Here is a 16,249-nt window from a genome sequence, read left to right as displayed (position 1 = left end):
CGATCTGAAAGCAGGAAGACCCCTGAACGCCCGCCTCGACCACCGCAACCCTCTCGTGTTCGATACGCACGAGCTGGGTCGGCGTCCCGGCGCGCTCCAGCGGGTGTCCCGCTCGATCCCCGCGCCGAAGCACCTCGGCGTGGAGGGAGTCATCGGAGTGCCGGAAGGCACATCCGTGGAGCTTGACCTCCGTCTTGAGTCCGTCATGGACGGTGTGCTGGTCACAGGCACCGGCCGTGCATCGGCTGAGGGGGAGTGCGTAAGGTGTCTGGAGCCGCTGCGCCTCGATGTCGCTGCGGACTTCCAGGAGATGTTCACGTACCCCGACGCCGATGACCGGAGCCATGGCCGTGCCGTGGAGCCGGGCGACGACGCCGAGGGCGAGGATGTCCTCTACCTCAAGGACGGATTGTTCGACCTTGAACCCGTGCTGCGCGATGCGGTGGTGCTCGCACTGCCGATGCAGCCGGTGTGCCGTGAGGATTGTGCCGGTCTGTGCGTTCAGTGCGGGATCAGGCTCGATGACGAACCGGACCACCACCATGACGCCGTCGACATCCGTTGGGCGGCACTGCAGGGACTCGCCGAAACCATCAAGGACGGCGAGAAGGACAACATGGGCGGCGCCGATGCGGGCGTCGACGAGAAGCAGGAGAAGTAGCCGTGGCTGTTCCGAAGCGGAAGATGTCGCGCAGCAACACGCGCCACCGCCGGTCGCAGTGGAAGGCTGCGGTCCCCGTCCTGGTTTCGTGTGAGCGTTGCCAGGAGCCGAAGCTGCAGCACATCGCGTGCCCCAGCTGTGGCACCTACAACAAGCGCCAGGTCCTCGCGGTCTGAGCGGCTGGTGAGAGGCCCGATGTCTGAGCTGTCCAATGCCAAGAAGCAGGCAGACACCTTCAACACAGCCTCGTCCCACACGCTTCTGGAAGGGCGGCTCGGCTATCAGCTGGAGTCCGCCCTTCTAGTGCGTGCACTGACCCACCGTTCGTATGCGTACGAGAACGGCGGCCTGCCCACCAATGAGCGGCTGGAGTTCCTCGGCGATTCGGTGCTTGGGCTAGTGGTCACCGACACCCTCTATCGCATCCACCCCGATCTCCCGGAAGGCCAGCTGGCCAAGCTGCGGGCCGCGGTGGTGAACTCACGTGCGTTGGCGGAGGTCGGTCGCGGCCTGGAACTCGGCGCGTTCATCCGGCTCGGCCGGGGCGAAGAGGGCACAGGTGGCCGGGACAAGGCGTCTATCCTCGCCGACACCCTAGAAGCGGTGATCGGTGCGGTCTATCTCGACCAGGGGCTCGAAGCAGCGTCGGAGTTGGTACACCGACTCTTCGACCCACTGATCGAGAAGTCCTCGAACCTCGGTGCTGGCCTGGACTGGAAGACCAGTCTCCAGGAACTGACCGCGGCCGAGGGCCTCGGGGTCCCGGAGTACCTCGTCTCGGAGACGGGTCCGGACCACGAGAAGACCTTCACTGCTGCCGCCCGCGTCGGTGGTGTCTCGTACGGCACCGGCACTGGCCGCAGCAAGAAGGAAGCGGAGCAACAGGCAGCGGAGTCCGCGTGGCGGGGTATCCGCGCCGCGGCTGATGAGCGTGCCGCCGATCTCAAGACCGGCGGTACCGAAGTCAGCGAAGGCGCCGAAACCCCCGTGGACGAGCCTGCCGACAGCACACCCGCTGGGTCCTCCGGGGCCTCTGGGTCTGTTGATTCCGCATCCTCATCGGATGCTGACCGGGCGACGACCTAACCGTCGCGACACCGGTCCCCAGGACCCCTCGCACCCTAGGGAGCGAGGGGTCCTCGGCGTCTTCCACCAGGCATTGAGCGGTACGCTGCGCACGACAGCCGTGAGCGTCCCGAGTGGTCGTGAGCATTTCCCGAAGGAGCCCCGTGCCCGAGCTGCCCGAGGTAGAAGTCGTACGCCGCGGACTCCAGCGCTGGGTCAGCGGGCGCACGATCGCCGAGGTGAGCGTCCTCCATCCGAGGGCGGTCCGCCGCCATCTCGCAGGGGCCGACGACTTCGCCGCTCAGCTCAAGGGGCAGAGCGTGGGCATCGCCAGGCGGCGCGGAAAGTACCTCTGGCTGCCGCTCGCGGACACCGACTCCTCCGTGCTGGGACATCTCGGCATGAGCGGACAGCTGCTGGTCCAGCCGGAGGACGCGCTGGATGAGAAGCACCTGCGGATTCGGATGCGCTTCGCCGACACCCTCGGCACCGAGCTGCGCTTTGTCGATCAGCGCACCTTCGGCGGCCTCTCGCTGCATGACAACACCTTCGACGGGCTGCCGGACGTCATCGCGCACATCGCCCGTGACCCCCTCGATCCGGCATTCGACGACGACGCCTTCCTGGCCGCGCTCAAACTGCGGCGCACCACGGTGAAGCGCGCGCTGTTGGACCAGTCGCTGATCAGCGGGGTTGGCAATATCTATGCCGATGAGGCGCTGTGGCGGGCGAGGCTGCACTACGAGCGCCCGACGGCGGGCATCAGCCGGGCCCGCTCAGCCGAACTGCTGGGACATGTACGGGATGTGATGAACGCAGCCCTGGCCGTCGGCGGCACCAGCTTTGACAGCCTCTATGTGAATGTGAACGGCGAATCAGGCTATTTTGATCGGTCGCTCGACGCCTATGGCCGTGAGGACCTACCGTGCCGGCGCTGTGGCACCCTGATGCGTCGCCGTCCCTGGATGAATCGCTCCAGCTACTTCTGCCCGCGCTGCCAGCGCCCGCCCAGGCCCACGCGCTCCGGAGCCTGATCGCCTCCCGCCGGTGAAGCGGGACAGCGTGGATCGAGAGCGCGGTGGGCGCCTGGCCAGCGCGGTTGGTCATACGGTACAAACGGCGGATAAGGGGCGGACTTGACCTCAGAAGCCGAAGTTCTGGGTCCACCACGGACCGCCGTTGCCCATATGGACACCGACGCCCAACCGGGTGTAGTCGCAGTTCAGGATGTTCGCGCGGTGGCCGTCGCTGCCCATCCAGGAGTTCATCACGGCTCCGGCGTCCGCCTGGCCACGCGCGATGTTCTCGCCGCCGAGTTTCGGCACACCCGATTGCTCGGCCCGGTCCCACGGCGTATCGCCCTCGGGGTCGGTGTGGTCGAAGAACCCGCGCTGGGCCATGTCGGTACTGAAGTCACCCGCGAGCTTCGCCAACGCCGCGTCGAAGCGCAGCGGCTGACAGCCCACCTTGGCCCGCTCCTCGTTCACCAGAGCCAAGACCTCTGCCTCGGCTGCTTCTTCCGTCGATGACGAAGGAGTGGTGGGCGGCGTCGGAGCGGGGCGGGTCGCCGAGCGATCGGACGCTCGTTCCGATGGCCGCGTCGGCTTCTTGGTCTGGGGCTTCTCCTTCGTCGCCTCCGGAGCCTTGGTCTGCTCGGTCGGCCTGGTCGAAGGCTTCTGCGGAGCCTTCGACGAGCGGCTCGGTGACGGAGGCCGCACGGTGGCGGACGGTGCCTTCGACGCGCTCTGCGCGGGCTTGGCCCCCGCCGCCGAGTCGCCTTGGGGCTGCCACTCGGGGGAGGCGTCGGCGCGTACCTGGCCGCCGGGGTTGCGGTCGCCCACGGTGAAGACGTCACCGCCCGGCAGCAGGCCAGAAGCCATGGCCGCCGCTCCTACCGCCATGGCAGCGGAGGCGCCGAGCAGCCCAGTCCGTACGGGTCTGCCCGTACGTGCGTTGGCAGAGCGTCGATGGCGTCCCATTCTGCGGTGCCTTCCTCGTTGCGCGACTAGTTCGACGGGTGGGAAACCCTGCCCAATAACCGGTACGGATACGGCTGGACAGCGGTGTCGCTCACCCAAACGGGTGAGCGCCATTGCGACCGGACTGTACGGCATGAGAGGCGGATGAGAAGTGCTTCATGAGCAATTCAGCGATTACCGTGCAGTCATGATTGATGATGCGCGACTCACCGCTTGGGTACGCGGTCGAGTACAGGGAGTGGGCTTTCGCTGGTTCACCAGGGCAAACGCTCTGGAAATTGGCGGGCTCACCGGTTTCGCCCTCAATCTCGACGACGGGAGGGTGCAGATCGTGGCGGAAGGGCCACGTGAGAATTGCCACCGCCTGCTGGAGTGGCTCCGCTCGGACGACACACCCGGCCGCGTTGACGGTGTGACTGAGATATGGGACACGCCCCGCGGTGGCTATGAAAGCTTCGCGATCCGCTGACCCCTGGCTCCCCAGGAGGGGTCGCAGCGCGCCCGTGGCCCCTGCGCGAATGTCGGTTTGTGAGAGAAACAGGCTGGTGGTTGCCTTATGGAGCGGCTCGTGCCAGGCTGCCCGGGTAAGAAGGATCTCTACGCCCCCAGGGCCCCGGAGAGGACGCTGCGACGGCTGTTTCCCAGCCCCGCGTCCCCGGGTCCGCCCACTGCACGGGGTGTGATCGTGTTGACCGTCAAACTTTTTGGTGAGACTCTGGAAGCCCCGCGCACCTTAGCTGTTTGGCAGTAAGAAACACAGCGAGATCAGCACCAGAAGGCACTGTCGAGCACCGCGGGTGCGATTCCCTCACGACCCACACCGCATCGGTCGGTCACTCAGTGTGGAGGACCATCCATCATGGCAAAGGCGCTTCTCGGTTACGTCGGCGGTTCTGACCCGCGACTTCTCTCCGAGATGCGACGGCTTCAGCAGCGTGTTCAAGACCTGGAATCCGAGCTTGTACGGATTCAGTCGGAAAACGACGCGCTCAGTGCTGCCGTTGCTCACCACCCCGGAGAGTCGCTGCTTGACGGCATCGACATCGACGTACCCCAAGCGGAGCCAGCGCTCACCTGAGCCGGCGCTCCGCTGGAGAATCATCGCCCAAGATGTGCAAGGGACGCTTCGGCGTCCCTTCTTTCTTTCCCCCAAGCCGTCCCCAAGCCATAGCGCCGTCTCTTACCGTCAGATGTGCCCTTCGCGTTCGGCGGTGAAACCGAACTGGGCGGGCGATGACAGGCCGGGGAGGGTATCTTCCCGACCCTCCGGACGAAACGAAAGGTAGAGTCCGGATGCGTGCACCTCAAGGCCATGACCCTGCGCGGGTTCAAATCCTTCGCCTCCGCGACCACCCTGCGGTTCGAGCCGGGTATCACCTGCGTCGTGGGGCCGAACGGTTCGGGCAAGTCCAATGTGGTGGACGCCCTTTCCTGGGTAATGGGTGAGCAAGGGGCCAAATCGCTACGCGGCGGCAAGATGGAGGACGTCATCTTCGCCGGCACGACCGGCCGGCCGCCGCTTGGCCGCGCAGAGGTCTCGCTCACGATCGACAATTCCGATGGTGCGCTCCCCATTGACTACGCGGAAGTCACCATTACGCGGATTATGTTCCGCAATGGCGGTAGCGAGTACCAGATCAATGGCGACACCTGCCGCCTTCTCGACATTCAGGAACTGCTTTCCGATTCAGGCATCGGTCGGGAGATGCACGTCATCGTCGGGCAGGGGCAGCTCGACTCCGTACTCCATGCCGACCCCATGGGACGGCGGGCCTTTATCGAAGAGGCCGCGGGCGTCCTCAAGCACCGCAAGCGCAAGGAGAAGGCGCTGCGGAAGTTGGACGCCATGCGGGCCAACCTCGCTCGGGTGCAGGACCTCACCGATGAGCTGCGCCGTCAACTCAAACCGCTGGGCCGGCAGGCGGCGGTCGCTCGACGGGCCGCGGTCATCCAGGCCGATCTGCGCGATGCCCGGCTTCGGCTGCTCGCGGACGATCTCGTACGGCTCCGGGAGGCCCTGAAGTCCGAGATCGCGGATGAGGCGGCGCTCAAGGGGCGCAAGGACAGCGCCGAGGCCGAGTTGAAGGTCGCGCTGACGCGCGAGGCCGATCTGGAGGATGAGGTCAGACGGCTCGCTCCGCGACTTCAGCGGGCTCAGCAGAGTTGGTACGAGCTCTCCCAGCTGGCCGAACGGGTCCGCGGCACCGTCTCCCTCGCCGATGCCCGGGTCAAGAGCGCCACCGCGCAGCCAGCGGACGAGCGGCGCGGTCGCGATCCCGAGGACATGGAACGCGAGGCGGCCAGGATCCGTGAGCAGGAGGCGGAACTGACGGCCGCGCTGGAAGCGGCCGAGTACGCCCTGGAGGACACCATCGCCCACCGGGCCGAACTGGAGCGCGAACTCGCCGCTGAGGAACGCCGCCTCAAGGACGCCGCCCGTGCCATCGCCGACCACCGCGAAGGCCTCGCCCGGTTGAGCGGACAGGTCAACGCGGCCCGTAGCAAGGCCGCATCGGCCCAATCCGAGATCGACCGGCTCACCCTGACATGTGATGAGGCGCGGGAGCGGGCGGCCACCGCACAGGAGCAGTACGAGCAGCTCAAGGCAGAGGTCGACGTCCTGGACGCGGGGGATGGGGAACTGGGCGAGCGGTATGACGGCGCCAGAAGGGCACTGGCGGCAGCCGAAGGGGCGCTGAGCGCCGCGCGCGAGGAGCTCACCGCCGTCGAACGGGAGCACGCCGCGGTAACCGCGCGTCGGGAGGCCCTGGCCCTCGGGTTGCGGCGCAAGGACGGCACCGGTGCGCTGCTGATGGCGAAAGACCAGTTGGGCGGCTTGCTGGGGCCCGCATCCGAACTGCTCACCGTGGCTGTGGGGCATGAGATCGCAGTCGCCGCCGCTCTGGGCGTGGCCGCTGACGCGCTGGCGGTCAACACCCCGACCGTGGCGGCCGAGGCGCTGCGTCTGCTCCGCAAGACGGACGCCGGACGGGCCGCCCTTCTGCTGGGTGGTGCCCCCGAGCCCGAGCGATCCCCTGGGGCGGGCGCCCCGGGCACCCCGTCCGGAGGTTTTGCGTCAGCGACCGTCTTCCGGCGCGATGCCGGAGCCGGGCGGTCGATTGACCGCCCCGGGCAACTCGCGGCCGATGACGGTCGCGCGCCCGGCTCCGTACCCCCCGACGGGCCCCTGTCCCAGAGGGGCTCCGGCGACGACGGCTCCCCTGGGAACGGGGCCCGACACCCCCGGCGGCTCACCCACGCCCTCGATCTGGTGCGTGGGCCCGAAGAGCTGATGCCCGCGGTGCGCCGGCTGTTGCGGGGCTTCGTCATCGTCGAGACCCTGGCGGATGCCGAAGACCTCGTTCGGGCCCGACCCGACCTCACCGCCGTCACCGCCGAGGGCGATGTACTGGGCGCCCACTTCGCCCAGGGCGGTTCCGCGGGCGCGCCGAGCCTGCTGGAGGTACAGGCGTCCGTCGACGAGGCCGATGCCGAGCTGCGGGAGTTGGCCCTGCGGTGCGAGGAGTTGACCGCCGCCCAGCAAGGGACCGTCGAACGCCGGGGCGAGTGCGCGGATCGGGTCGAGGAGTTGGGGGAGCGCAGAAGGGCGGCCGACCGGGAGAAGTCCGCCGTCTCCGGCCGGCTGGGCACGCTCGCCGGGCAGGCACGTGCCGCCGCGGGCGAGGCCGAACGGGCCGTCGCCGCCGTCGCCAGGGCCCAGGAGGCGCTGGAGCGCTCCCGTGGTGAGGCCGAGGAGCTGGCCGAGCGACTGCTGGTCGCGGAGGAGAGCGCTCCCTTGGGGGAGGGGGCGGCGGAACCGGATACCCAGCTGCGGGACCGACTCGCCGCCGATGGCGCCAACGCCCGGCAGACCGAGATGGAGGCCCGTCTCCAGGTCCGTACCCATGAGGAGCGGGTCAAGGGCCTCGGCGGTCGTGCCGAAGCCCTCGACCGGGCCGCGCGCGCTGAACGTGAGGCACGGGCGCGCGCCGAGCAGCGGCGCGCCAGGCTGCGCCATGAGGCCGCCGTCGCTGCGGCGGTCGCCGCGGGTGCCCGTCAACTTCTCGCCCATGCCGAGGTCTCCCTGGTGCGGGCCGAGACCGAGCGGGCTTCGGCGGAGACGGCCAAGGTGACCCGTGAGGGTGAGCTGACGGCCGCCCGTGCGCTCGGGCGCGAGCTCAAGGGCGAACTGGACAAGCTCACCGATTCGGTCCATCGGGGAGAGGTCCTCGGTGCCGAGAAGCGGCTGCGGATCGAGCAGCTGGAGACGAGGGCACTGGAGGAGCTGGGGGTGGAGCCCGCCGGGCTGGTCGCGGAGTACGGGCCCGATCAGCTCGTACCGCCCTCGCTGCCCGCCGAGGGGGAGGAGTTGCCCGATGACCCGGAGCATCCGCGCCATCAGCCGAGGCCTTTTGTCCGGGGTGAGCAGGAGAAGCGCCTGAAGTCGGCTGAACGGGCGTACCAGCAGTTGGGGAAGGTGAACCCGCTGGCGTTGGAGGAGTTCACGGCGTTGGAGGAGCGCCATCAGTTCCTCTCCGAGCAACTCGAAGACCTGAAGAAGACCAGGACCGACCTCCTCCAGGTGGTGAAGGAGGTGGACGAGCGGGTGGAGCAGGTCTTCACCGAGGCGTATCGGGACACCGCCCGGGAGTTCGAAGGGGTCTTCTCACGGCTCTTCCCCGGTGGCGAGGGCAGACTGATCCTCACCGATCCCGACAACATGCTCACCACGGGCGTGGATGTGGAGGCAAGGCCACCGGGGAAGAAGGTCAAGCGGCTCTCCCTGCTCTCCGGCGGAGAGCGTTCACTGACCGCCGTGGCGCTGCTGGTGTCCATCTTCAAGGCCCGTCCGAGTCCGTTCTATGTGATGGACGAGGTTGAGGCGGCGCTCGACGACACCAATCTCCAGCGGCTCATCCGGATCATGCAGGAGCTCCAGGAGTCCTCACAGCTGATTGTGATCACTCACCAGAAGCGGACGATGGAAGTCGCCGACGCGCTGTACGGGGTCTCCATGCAGGGCGACGGTGTCTCCAAGGTCATCGGCCAGCGGCTGCGCTGACCGGTGGTGATCGACCCTCAGGCGGACAGCCCTCCCTGAGTGGTGGTGTGGGGGCGACTGTGCCCCACTGGAAGGGCTCGCCCATGTCCCGGCGGCGTAGTCGGACGGCCCACGGCCGCGGTAGCCCCCGTGCATCCCCGATTTGGGGGAACACGTGGAGCGCCAGAGCCCCACGCCCCAGGAGTACATGTGACCAGCAGTGCGCAGCCACCGCCGTCGGGGGCCCGGGAGGCCCACCCCGAGCACCTCGGCCATGTCATCTTCATCACGGCCGCCGCCGCCATGGGCGGTTTTCTCTTCGGTTACGACAGTTCGGTCATCAACGGTGCCGTCGAGGCCATTCGCGACCGTTATGACATCGGCTCGGGAGAGCTGGCGCAGGTCATCGCCATCGCCCTGATCGGCTGTGCGATCGGGGCCGCCACCGCGGGCCGGATCGCCGACCGCATCGGTCGCATCCTGTGCATGCGGATCGCCGCTGTCCTCTTCACCGTCAGCGCGGTGGGCTCGGCGCTGCCCTTCGCCCTCTGGGATCTGGCGATGTGGCGGATCATCGGCGGCTTCGCCATCGGTATGGCCTCGGTCATCGGCCCGGCCTACATCGCCGAGGTCTCCCCGCCCGCCTACCGCGGTCGGCTCGCCTCGTTCCAGCAGGCGGCCATCGTCATCGGTATCGCCATCTCCCAGCTGGTGAACTTCGGCATCCTGCAGATCGCCGACGGTGAGCAGCGCGGCAAGATCGGCGGCTTGGAAGCCTGGCAGTGGATGCTCGGCGTGATGGTCGTCCCGGCCATTCTGTACGGGTTGCTGTCCTTCGCGATCCCGGAGTCGCCGCGCTATCTGATCTCGGTGGGCAAGATCGGCCGGGCCAAGCAGGTCCTTGCCGAGGTCGAGGGCGAGCACATCGATCTGGATGCCAGGGTCAATGAGATCGACCTCGCGATGCGTCGTGAGCACAAGTCGACGTTCAAGGACCTGCTCGGTTCCCGCTTCGGCTTTCTCCCGATCGTCTGGATCGGCATCGGTCTCTCGGTCTTCCAGCAGCTCGTCGGCATCAATGTGGCGTTCTACTACTCGTCCACGCTCTGGCAGTCCGTCGGCATCGACCCGACCAGTTCCTTCTTCTACTCGTTCACCACGTCGATCGTGAACATCATCGGCACGGTGATCGCGATGCTCTTCGTCGACCGGATCGGTCGACGACCGCTGGCCCTCATCGGGTCCACCGGTATGGCCATCGCGCTCGCCGTGGAGGCCTGGGCGTTCTCCGCGGATCTGGTGGACGGCAAACTCCCCAGTACCGAGGGCACGGTGGCGCTGGTCGCCGCCCATGTGTTCGTCCTCTTCTTCGCCCTCTCCTGGGGCGTGGTGGTCTGGGTCTTCCTCGGCGAGATGTTCCCCAACCGCATCCGTGCCGCAGCCCTCGGCGTCGCCGCGTCCGCACAGTGGATCGCCAACTGGGCCATCACCGCGAGCTTCCCGAGCCTGGCGGACTGGAATCTGTCGGGTACCTACATCATCTACGCGTCCTTCGCGGTGCTCTCGATCCCGTTCGTGCTGCTGTTCGTCAAGGAGACCAAGGGCAAGGCGCTGGAGGAGATGGGCTGACGCCTCCCGAGCGGGCGAAGGCCAGCGTCCCCGTCCGTCCTCACCCGTGAGGAGGGCCCGAAGGGGGACGCTGGCTGGATGCCGGCCGCGCGGCGAGGGGTCAGAACTCGTCGGTGGTATGCGGCAGCAGCGTGGTACGGGACGCCGCGTCCAGGGTCTGGGCCGCACCCGGTGAGTGCTCGACCACCAGCCCCGCCCGTACCAACTCGCCGGCGGTCAGATCACCGAGGTAGCACGCCGCCAATTCCCGTACATCGAGGGAGAGGTCCGGAGCGTCGCTCGTACGGGACACCTCAGCCGCACCGCCGGCCCCGACCGTGAGCCGGTACCGCCCCGCGTTGGCGGGCACCGATCCGTCGCCCACCTCCAGCACCAGGTCCACCGCGGCCGACCAGGCGCGGCCCGTCAGCGCTGCCGGCACGTCGACCAGCCTCAGCCAGAGCGCCGGGAACTCCTGGGTCACCCGCACCTGGTCGCGATCGGCAGCGAAACGCAGCAGCGGATCATCCAGCGGACGTCCCCAGGCCCGCACCTTGTCGGCCAGGTCGATGGAGGCCACATACCGCCAGAGCGCGGCGGCCGCAGCGGGGGATTCGGCCTCCAGTTCGCGTAGATGAACCGTCCCCCGGCCCTCGTCATCGGTGATCGTGCGATAGACGACATAGCCCGCGGGTGGCTCGCCCGCGTCCCCGATGGTCACCACCCGGGGCGGGCTGAGGTCGTCGTTCTCCTCGTCCTCCTCGGGCAGGATGTGCGTACGCCACCAGAAGTCGTCCCGGGCCACCCGGCCGGCGCGCTCTGATCGCGCAGCGTTATGACGGGCGCTGATCACCGCCGGTGCCTCCGCCGGGGAGACCAGTCGCAGCGGCCGCTCGTCGGCTGCGATCCGCAGCTTCAGGGGCACATCGGTATCGATCTCGAAGGTGTAGGAGCGGGTCGCTGGCTCAAATCCAAAGCGGCCGTAGATTCCCGTCTCCGACACCCAGAGCGCCGCCAGCGGCTGCCCGGCTGTGGCGCAGCGCCGCCACAGCTCGGCGATCATGCCGCTGAGCACTCCGCGCCGACGATGCGTCGGCGCGACGGAAACGAAGGTCACACCCGCGCAGGCCAGGTCCGCGCCCGGCACCGAGAGCTCCAGCCGGTGCGCGGCGAGCAGTCCCACGAGCTGATCGCCCTCATAGGCCCCGATGCGATCGCAGCGCTCCAGGATCTCGTGGTGGAGCTTGCGGACTTCGTCCTCGCAGTTCTTCCCCAGAAAGACGAGGTAGTGCAGATCCAGGGCGCGGTCGAGGTGCGCCTCCGGGATGGTCCGATACTCCAAGTCGGTCATACCCGGACGCTAACGTTCTCCAGTGGCGTCAGTCATCCGGGTTTTCGCAGCTCCGGGGCCGCGCTGCGGCCAGCGACGGACGGGACGGGCCGGCGGCGCGGTGGCCTGGTGACGGCCGTTCTGGCATGGCTTTGACAACAGTCCGGCGTGGGCGACGGGCTTCGGGAAGGCGTGACCGATACTGGGAACGTTATGGAAATCGTCATCCTTGCCGTAGTCATCGCCCTGGTCGCCGTCGGTGCGATCAGCGGGCTCGTGATCGGCAGCCGCAAGAAGAAGCAGCTGCCGCCATCGGCCCCGCCGTCCGCGCCGACCATCACTGCTCCGCCCGCTGAGCCGCATGTCGGCGACGAGGCGGAGACACCGCGGGAAGAACCACGCCGCACCATCGAAGAGGTCGACCTCCCGACGGCTGATGAGGCCACCGCCTCTCCGGTCACCGTCGAGGACCCGGTCGTCGCCGCCCCCGAGGTCGAGGTCCCCGCACCCACCGCGGGGCGGCTCATCCGGCTGCGCTCCCGCCTGGCCCGTTCCCAGAACTCCCTCGGCAAGGGTCTGCTGACCCTGCTGTCCCGTGAGCATCTCGATGAGGACACCTGGGAGGAGATCGAGGAGACCCTCCTCACCGCGGACGTCGGCGTCGCCCCCACCCAGGAGCTGGTGGATCGACTCCGGGAGCGGGTGAGGGTGCTCGGCACCCGTACGCCCGACGGTCTCCGCGCCCTGCTGCGGGAGGAACTGCTCGCCCTCATCGGCACCGACTTCGACCGTGCCGTCAAGACCGAGAGCGGTCTGGACACCCCGGGTGTGGTGATGGTCGTCGGCGTCAACGGCACCGGAAAGACCACCACCACCGGCAAGCTCGCCCGGGTGCTCGTCGCCGATGGGCGCTCGGTCGTCCTCGGGGCCGCCGACACCTTCCGTGCGGCGGCGGCCGACCAGCTCCAGACCTGGGGCGACCGGGTGGGCGCCCGCACGGTCCGCGGGCCCGAGGGCGGCGACCCGGCGTCGATCGCCTTTGACGCGGTCAAGGAGGGCATCGCCGAGGGCGCCGATGTGGTGCTGATCGACACCGCCGGCCGGCTCCACACCAAGACCGGTCTGATGGATGAGCTGGGCAAGGTCAAGCGGGTCGTGGAGAAGCACGGTCCGCTGGACGAGGTACTGCTGGTCCTGGACGCCACCACCGGGCAGAACGGGCTGGTGCAGGCACGGGTCTTCGCCGAGGTCGTGGCGATCACCGGCATCGTGCTGACCAAGTTGGACGGTACGGCCAAGGGCGGCATCGTGATCGCGGTCCAGCGGGAGCTGGGCGTACCGGTGAAGCTGGTCGGCCTCGGAGAGGGCGCGGACGATCTCGCTCCCTTCGAGCCTGAGGCATTTGTGGACGCACTGATCGGCGACTGACCCCCACCTCGCCGCTCTGCACGGCTCCCTGGCCGGTACGGCTCAGGAAGACGACGGAAAGTGCCCGGCGCGTGCCCTCCGGCAGGCGACCGGGCACTCCCGTGTCCGGGCCGGTCCTCCCGCGTGCCGCCGCCTCCGAGGCTGTCGGCGGCGCCCGCGATCAGCGGGTCGGGCCGCCCACCGCGCTCCCGCGTCCCCCTGGGTCCGAGCGTCCGCGCCGGGACTCCGCCCGAGCCGTTCGGTTCCGCGGAACGTGTCGGTCAAGCGGGCGGATGGGCCGCCGGCCCCAGGGCCAAGGCCCAGTGACCGCTCCGGCCCCGCCTACATCGTCGAGCGATGGCAGATGTACGCCAGGGTGCCCAGGAGCAGCCGTGCCTCCGGCGGCGCGGCGGATGTCGAGGGAGCGTCCCCGCCGTCCGTCGTATCCGTCACATAGGCCATGTCCAGGGTCGGCGGTCGCAGCCAGCTGACCGGGCCCAGTCCGGCGCGGTCCGACGGGGCGGCCGTGATGTAGTCACCGGGCCCCAGACAGTGCAGATCCAGGTCGGCGTCGTCCCAGCCCATGCGGTACAGCAACTCGGGTAGGTCCCTCGCCGCTCCCGGCGCCACGAAGAACTGGCATCGGCCGTCCGGCGTCGCCGAAACCGGCCCCAGCGGCAGTCCCATCCGCTCCAGCCGGACCAGTGCCCGCCGGCCCGCCGGTGCCGCGACATCGAGGATGTCGAAGGTCCGGCCCACGGGCAGGAGCAGGGTCGCCTCGGGTACCTGCGACCACGCCCTGGTCACCTCGTCCAGGGTCGCGCCCGCCGGGATCTCCTGCGCGTAGGAGAGCGGATGCGCGCCCGGAGCGGTGCACCCCGCCTCGCCGCAGGAGCAGACTCCGGACACCGCCCGGGCCCCGGGGACCACGGCCCAGCCCCACAGTCCTGTGTACTCCGCCACCACGGTGCACTCCGCGGTGCGGCCGCGGCGTCGTGAGCCGGACCTGATGTCTCTGATCCCCCGGCTGCTGCCGATCGTGAAGCCCATGCCCCCTCCAACGGGTCGTGCTCGCCGGTGGTTACGACCCGAAGTCTCCTCGTGACACAGCGTCGCTACCGGTGGAGTTCGGGCGGCGCATGGTGGCGTGAGGGGGAGTGCGAAAAATACTGCACGCCTGCCCATCCACCGCTCCGCCGCCTCCTGATCGTCGTATGTCAAGTGAATCGCGCCCGACGGCGCGGGAGTTCATTCAATGGGGTGGCGAATGGTGGCGTTTGTGGAATCGCCCTCGCGGGAGGGGTGATCGTAGGATTACTTTTAGTGTTGCTGACCCTGGAGTTGTGCGGACCCATGGGTATGCCGTGATTCGCCTGGGGGACTCGTTTCCCTGTTCGACGGGTGCATCCTCCATGCAGACCGCCTCAACTCACGCCATTCTGGTAAGGGTTGGACTCGGGGCTTTTTGGATGGGGGCGTTCCAGTGGACGGCAGCGGCGCCGGTGTGAGTACCGGTAAGCGCCCGAACGAGCGGCTGGGCTCGTGGTTCGTGCGTAGCGGTTGGTCCAAGGGTGAGCTTGCGCGTCAGGTGAACCGCCGTGCCCGTCAGCTGGGTGCGCATCACATCAGTACCGATACCTCGCGAGTGCGGCGCTGGCTCGATGGGGAACAACCCCGCGAGCCCATTCCGCGGATTCTCTCCGAGCTGTTCTCGGAGCGCTTTGGCAGCGTTGTCGGCATCGAGGACCTCGGGCTTCGCTCGGCCCACCAGTCGCCATCCGTCTCCGGCGTTGATCTGCCCTGGGCGGGCGACCAGACCGTGGCCCTGCTGAGCGAGTTCTCCCGCAGCGATCTGATGCTCGCTCGGCGAGGGTTCCTCGGCACCTCGCTCTCGCTCGCGGCCGGCCCCTCACTGATCGAACCCATGCAGCGCTGGCTGGTGCCGGCCCCCGGCGCCGAGCCGGTCAAGCAGGCCGCGCCCCACGGCGGGCCCGCGACCTCCCGGCTCTCCGGCCCCGAGCTGGATCTGCTGGAGGACACCACCGCCATGTTCCGGCAGTGGGACGCCCAGTGCGGCGGCGGGCTTCGGCGCAAGGCCGTCGTCGGCCAACTCCACGAGGTCACCGACCTCCTCCAGGAATCCCACCCCGAAGCCACCACCCGACGGCTCTTCACCTGCGCCGCCGAGCTGGCCGAGCTGGCCGGCTGGATGAGCTACGACGTGGGTCTGCAACCCACCGCCCAGAAGTACTTCGTCCTCGCGCTGCACGCGGCCAAGGAAGCGGGCGACAAGCCGCTCGGCTCCTACATCCTGTCCTCGATGAGCCGTCAGATGATCCACCTCGGCCGCCCCGACGACGCCTTGGAGCTGATCCATCTGGCCCAGTACGGCAGCCGGGACTGCGCCACCCCCCGCACCCAATCCATGCTGTACGCGATGGAGGCCCGCGCCTACGCCAACATGGGCCAACCCAGCAAGTGCAAGCGGGCGGTCCGGATGGCCGAGGGCACCTTCGCCGACATCGAGTTCGACAGCGAGCCGGAGCCCGATTGGATTCGCTTCTTCTCGGAGGCCGAGCTCAACGGCGAGAACGCCCACTCCTACCGTGACCTGGCCTATGTCGCGGGACGCAGTCCCACCTACGCGTCCCTTGCCGAGCCCGTCATGGCCAAAGCGGTGAGCCTTTTCCGGGACGACTCGGTTCACCAGCGGTCCTACGCCCTTAACCTGATCGGTATGGCCACCGTCCATCTGCTGAAGCGGGAGCCGGAGCAGGCCACCGAGCTCGCCTCCCAAGCGCTCACCGTCGCCAAGCGGGTCCGCTCCGAGCGGGTCAACACCCGGCTGCGGAAGACCGTGGACACCGCCGCCCGCGACTACGGCCATGTCGCCGAGGTCCTTCACTTCACCGATCTGCTCACGGCCCAACTCCCCGAGACGGCGGAGGCGGTGTAGCAGCGCGCACTCACGTTCGTAACCGAGCTCATGCGCGCACCCTGAAACGCCGGCCGCGATGATCGCCCCGACATAACCGACTCGGCTCCCCCGTGCCTGGTCAACCGGGCGGACATCGCGGCCGGTCCGCTCTCCCCCTGGGGCGTCCCGACCCACGCGTCATCCCCGCGGGATATCCCCGCGCTCCCCGGTTGACGGCAGT

At 68.6% G+C, this 16,249-nt stretch carries 13 protein-coding genes; 10 read left to right on the top strand and 3 right to left on the bottom strand.

All coding sequences use genetic code 11. The features are described 5' to 3' along the window. Nucleotides 1–22: 22 nt before the first annotated feature. The 4 genes from NBG84_RS32660 (at nucleotide 23) to mutM (ending at nucleotide 2,760) form a co-directional block, all read left to right on the top strand. The gene (locus NBG84_RS32660; protein WP_250923334.1) at nucleotides 23–661 is read left to right on the top strand and encodes a YceD family protein; all 639 of its coding nucleotides are present in this window, start codon (nucleotides 23–25) and stop codon (nucleotides 659–661) included. A 2-nt stretch (nucleotides 662–663) separates the two neighbouring features. Continuing rightward, nucleotides 664–837, top strand: coding sequence for a 50S ribosomal protein L32 (gene rpmF, locus NBG84_RS32655; RefSeq protein WP_250923301.1), 174 nt, complete (start codon nucleotides 664–666; stop codon nucleotides 835–837). A gap of 19 nt (nucleotides 838–856) precedes the next feature. Then, the gene (rnc, locus tag NBG84_RS32650) at nucleotides 857–1,747 is read left to right on the top strand and encodes a ribonuclease III (protein ID WP_250923300.1); all 891 of its coding nucleotides are present in this window, start codon (nucleotides 857–859) and stop codon (nucleotides 1,745–1,747) included. Nucleotides 1,748–1,890: 143 nt separating this feature from the next. Continuing rightward, entirely contained in the window at nucleotides 1,891–2,760 is an 870-nt protein-coding gene (gene mutM, locus NBG84_RS32645; RefSeq protein WP_250923299.1) for a bifunctional DNA-formamidopyrimidine glycosylase/DNA-(apurinic or apyrimidinic site) lyase, read from the top strand. Nucleotides 2,761–2,868: 108 nt separating this feature from the next. Here mutM and NBG84_RS32640 read toward each other — a convergent pair whose 3' ends face one another. Further along, the gene (locus tag NBG84_RS32640) at nucleotides 2,869–3,606 is read right to left on the bottom strand and encodes a CAP domain-containing protein (RefSeq protein WP_308312143.1); all 738 of its coding nucleotides are present in this window, start codon (nucleotides 3,604–3,606) and stop codon (nucleotides 2,869–2,871) included. A gap of 286 nt (nucleotides 3,607–3,892) precedes the next feature. Between NBG84_RS32640 and NBG84_RS32635 the strand changes: the two genes are divergently transcribed. From NBG84_RS32635 to NBG84_RS32620, 4 genes are all read left to right on the top strand, one after another. Next, on the top strand, nucleotides 3,893–4,174 hold the full coding sequence (locus NBG84_RS32635; protein ID WP_250923297.1) for an acylphosphatase: 282 nt from the start codon (nucleotides 3,893–3,895) through the stop codon (nucleotides 4,172–4,174). A gap of 390 nt (nucleotides 4,175–4,564) precedes the next feature. Further along, nucleotides 4,565–4,783 (top strand): hypothetical protein, encoded by a 219-nt coding sequence (locus NBG84_RS32630; protein WP_250923296.1) that lies wholly within the window; start codon nucleotides 4,565–4,567, stop codon nucleotides 4,781–4,783. Between the two features lie 219 nt (nucleotides 4,784–5,002). Further along, complete coding sequence (locus NBG84_RS32625; RefSeq protein ID WP_250923295.1) at nucleotides 5,003–8,767, top strand: AAA family ATPase; 3,765 nt, start codon at nucleotides 5,003–5,005, stop codon at nucleotides 8,765–8,767. 189 nt (nucleotides 8,768–8,956) lie between these two features. Beyond that, nucleotides 8,957–10,375: a sugar porter family MFS transporter gene (locus NBG84_RS32620; RefSeq protein WP_250923294.1), complete on the top strand. Its 1,419-nt coding sequence runs from the start codon at nucleotides 8,957–8,959 to the stop codon at nucleotides 10,373–10,375. Nucleotides 10,376–10,475: 100 nt separating this feature from the next. Here NBG84_RS32620 and NBG84_RS32615 read toward each other — a convergent pair whose 3' ends face one another. Further along, entirely contained in the window at nucleotides 10,476–11,705 is a 1,230-nt protein-coding gene (locus tag NBG84_RS32615) for a GNAT family N-acetyltransferase (protein ID WP_250923293.1), read from the bottom strand. A gap of 192 nt (nucleotides 11,706–11,897) precedes the next feature. On the opposite strand from NBG84_RS32615, the gene ftsY reads away from it, so the two are divergent. Next, a complete protein-coding gene (ftsY, locus tag NBG84_RS32610; protein WP_250923292.1) occupies nucleotides 11,898–13,112 on the top strand; it encodes a signal recognition particle-docking protein FtsY in 1,215 nt (404 codons plus the stop codon). Nucleotides 13,113–13,433: 321 nt separating this feature from the next. Here the strand turns inward: ftsY and NBG84_RS32605 are convergent, their stop codons facing one another. Further along, nucleotides 13,434–14,141 carry a bifunctional DNA primase/polymerase gene (locus tag NBG84_RS32605; RefSeq protein ID WP_250923291.1) on the bottom strand — a complete coding sequence of 236 codons (708 nt, stop codon included), beginning with the start codon at nucleotides 14,139–14,141 and terminating at the stop codon, nucleotides 13,434–13,436. Nucleotides 14,142–14,574: 433 nt separating this feature from the next. On the opposite strand from NBG84_RS32605, the gene nsdA reads away from it, so the two are divergent. Further along, a complete protein-coding gene (gene nsdA / locus NBG84_RS32600; RefSeq protein ID WP_250923290.1) occupies nucleotides 14,575–16,047 on the top strand; it encodes a transcriptional repressor NsdA in 1,473 nt (490 codons plus the stop codon). The last annotated feature ends 202 nt before the right edge of the window (nucleotides 16,048–16,249 follow it).

It is taken from the genome of Streptomyces albipurpureus, assembly GCF_023701525.1.
GTDB lineage: Bacteria > Actinomycetota > Actinomycetes > Streptomycetales > Streptomycetaceae > Streptomyces > Streptomyces albipurpureus.
The sequence above is the reverse complement of the archived record's forward strand: the minus strand, read 5'-3'. Positions and strand labels throughout refer to the sequence as shown.